The sequence below is a fragment of the bacterium genome (assembly GCA_026708015.1).
In the GTDB taxonomy this organism is placed as follows: domain Bacteria; phylum Actinomycetota; class Acidimicrobiia; order Acidimicrobiales; family Bin134; genus Poriferisocius.
The window spans coordinates 1-2,425 of record JAPOVT010000064.1 but is presented as its reverse complement, the minus strand read 5'-3'; the positions used below and the strand labels follow the sequence as shown (position 1 = coordinate 2,425).

Genomic DNA, 2,425 nt, shown 5'->3' with positions numbered 1-2,425 from the left:
GCGATGACGCCGACGTAGAACAGGTTGCGGAATCCCCGCTCGAACAGGCCGTCCGACGCACCGCTGGCTGTCACCATGATCATGTCGCTGGCCTCGGCCGCAGCGCTCGCCGGCGCCGTCAGGGTGCTGGAATACGGGCCGAGCAGGAAGTCGACGCGGTCTTCGTCGATGAGCTGTTCGATGAGAGCGGCCACCCGGTCGGGATCGGACTGGTCGTCGCGATAGACGATCTCGGCCCGGTATCGGCCATCGCCCACGCGGATCCCACCGTGCTCCTCGTTCACCCAGCGCAGCCACGTGTCGTAGCCCTGTTGCACCGCCTTGCCAGCAGCGGCGAACCGGCCCGTCTCGCTCAGCGCCGCACCGATGCGCACCGTGCCGTCGAAGCCGTCATCAGCGGCCTCGCCGCCATCACCCCCGGTGCACGCCGCCGCCAGCAGGATGGCCGTAGCCAATGATGCTGCAGTCTGCGCCCAGCGACGGCGTCGCGTGTGGAGTTGAGATCGAGTCACTGCCACGTCTCCGGTCTCTGCCCAATGGCTCGCCGGAAGCGTATGAGCAGGATCGCGGCTCAGCACGTTCCGCCCTTCATGCTGCTCTCGCCCGCCTGTCCTCCTGCGCACGTCCCACTGTCGGCGCCCGGCTGGTAGAACCGGCCGCGTGGAGCCGAAGGCGCTACCGGGGCCGGCATCGGAGCGCATGTCCAAGCAGCGGTCCCGCGACACGGGCCCGGAACGGCTCATCCGCTCAGCGCTGCATCGGCGCGGCCTGCGCTACTTCGTGCATCGGCGGCCGTTGCCCGAGGTGCGCCGCGAAGCCGACGTGGTGTTCCCCCGTCTGCGTGTGGCGATCTTCGTGGATGGCTGCTTCTGGCACGGCTGCCCCGAACACGGAACGAAGCCCCGCCGCAACGCCGAGTACTGGGAAACCAAGATCGCCCGCAACCGTGCCCGAGACGCCGACACTGACGCCCGCCTCACCGCCGCCGGCTGGACCCCGGTACGCATCTGGGAACACGAGCCACCCGACGAAGCCGCCAACCAGATCGAGCAACTCATCCGCCAACGCGCCCGCCACCTCGCGAAGCCCAAGCACGCCGACATCTGAGATCGCGGTTGCTGGGCATTTCGCGCCAAACTTGCAGAGACATACGTGCAGAATTAGTAGTCCATGATGTGCAAAACTTGTATTTCGCAGTGTGCAGAACTAGTATTCCGCTGATATGTCCCGCTATATCCCTCGGATGGCTGACACCAGGATCGAGTTCTTGGCCGACTCTCCTGCAGCACTGTTTGTCACCGGTGCTCGTGCCACCGGCAAGACGACGACAGCTCGCAGGCACGCAGCGACAGTGATCCAACTGGACAACGCCGAAGAAGCCGCGGCTGTGCGTGCTGACCCCGATGCCGCTCTGCGAGATCTCGAACCGCCAGTCCTGCTCGACGAGTGGCAGTTTGTCCCCGAAGTGCTCAATGCAGTCAAACGAGCAGTCGACACCGACCGTGTGCCGGGCAGGTTCATCCTTAGCGGCTCGGTCCGCTCCGCACGCGATCCCGCCCTGTGGCCCGGAACAGGTCGCTTGCTCGGGGTGACCATGCATCCGATGACGGTGCGCGAGCAGCTCGGCACGACTGGAGTCGAGTTCCTCGAGCCGCTGCGCGCCGGCAACGACCTCCGGCTGCCAGCGGACCCGCCTGACCTGCGTGGCTATGTCGAATTGGCGCTGCGGGGCGGCTTCCCCGAAGCAATCCTCGAGGGCGAGCCCGCACGCCGGGACGCATGGCTCGACGGTTATCTCAGCCACATGTTGAACCGAGATCCCTCGACACTGGGCGCGTCCCCCGACAGCGCCCGTCTCGGCCGCTTCTTCAGCGCGTATGCGCTCAACAGCGCCGGCCTAGCGACGGACGCCACGCTCAATAGCGCTGCTGCGATCAACTACCGGACCGGCACCGCCTACACGCAGCTGCTGAGCGATCTCGGCGTCATCGCTGAGCTGCCTCCGTGGCACAGCAATCGGCTCGCGCGACTCGTCAAGGGACGCAAGCGCCTCGTGGCCGACGCCGGCTTGTGGGCAGCGGCGGTCGGCGTCGACATCGCGACCGTGATGTCCAGCGGTGACCTGCTCGGGAGGCTCTTGGAGACCTTCGTGATCAACCAACTGCGTGCCGAGACGGCGCTGATGACCCGGGGTCCACAGCTCTGCCACCTGCGGGCAGCGGACGGTCGCCGTGAAGTCGATCTGATCGCCGATTTTGGCGCTCGCGGCATCGTTGCCGTCGAGATCAAGGCAACCACTGGGCCAGATGCCGACGATGCCCGCCATCTCGCATGGCTCCGCGACGAGCTTGGACCGCAGTTCGCGGCGGGCGCCGTGCTGCATGTCGGTCGTCGCAAGTACCGCCTGTCAGACCAGATAGACGCA

General features: G+C 66.6%; 3 protein-coding genes. 2 read left to right on the top strand and 1 reads right to left on the bottom strand.

Annotation, left to right across the window (positions count from 1 at the left end; genetic code table 11):
• On the bottom strand, window positions 1-455 hold a 455-nt coding region (locus OXG30_16515; protein ID MCY4136496.1), incomplete at its 3' end, for an ABC transporter substrate-binding protein.
• Between the two features lie 244 nt (window positions 456-699).
• Between OXG30_16515 and OXG30_16510 the strand changes: the two genes are divergently transcribed.
• The gene (locus tag OXG30_16510) at window positions 700-1,107 is read left to right on the top strand and encodes a very short patch repair endonuclease (protein MCY4136495.1); all 408 of its coding nucleotides are present in this window, start codon (window positions 700-702) and stop codon (window positions 1,105-1,107) included.
• A gap of 136 nt (window positions 1,108-1,243) precedes the next feature.
• The coding region (locus OXG30_16505; GenBank protein ID MCY4136494.1) for a DUF4143 domain-containing protein at window positions 1,244-2,425 on the top strand (1,182 nt) is incomplete at its 3' end.

Excerpts from the sequence above, each read along its gene's own strand:
- OXG30_16510 (MCY4136495.1), top strand. The coding sequence starts at position 700 with ATGTCCAAGCAGCGGTCCCGCGACACGGGCCCGGAACGGCTCATCCGC.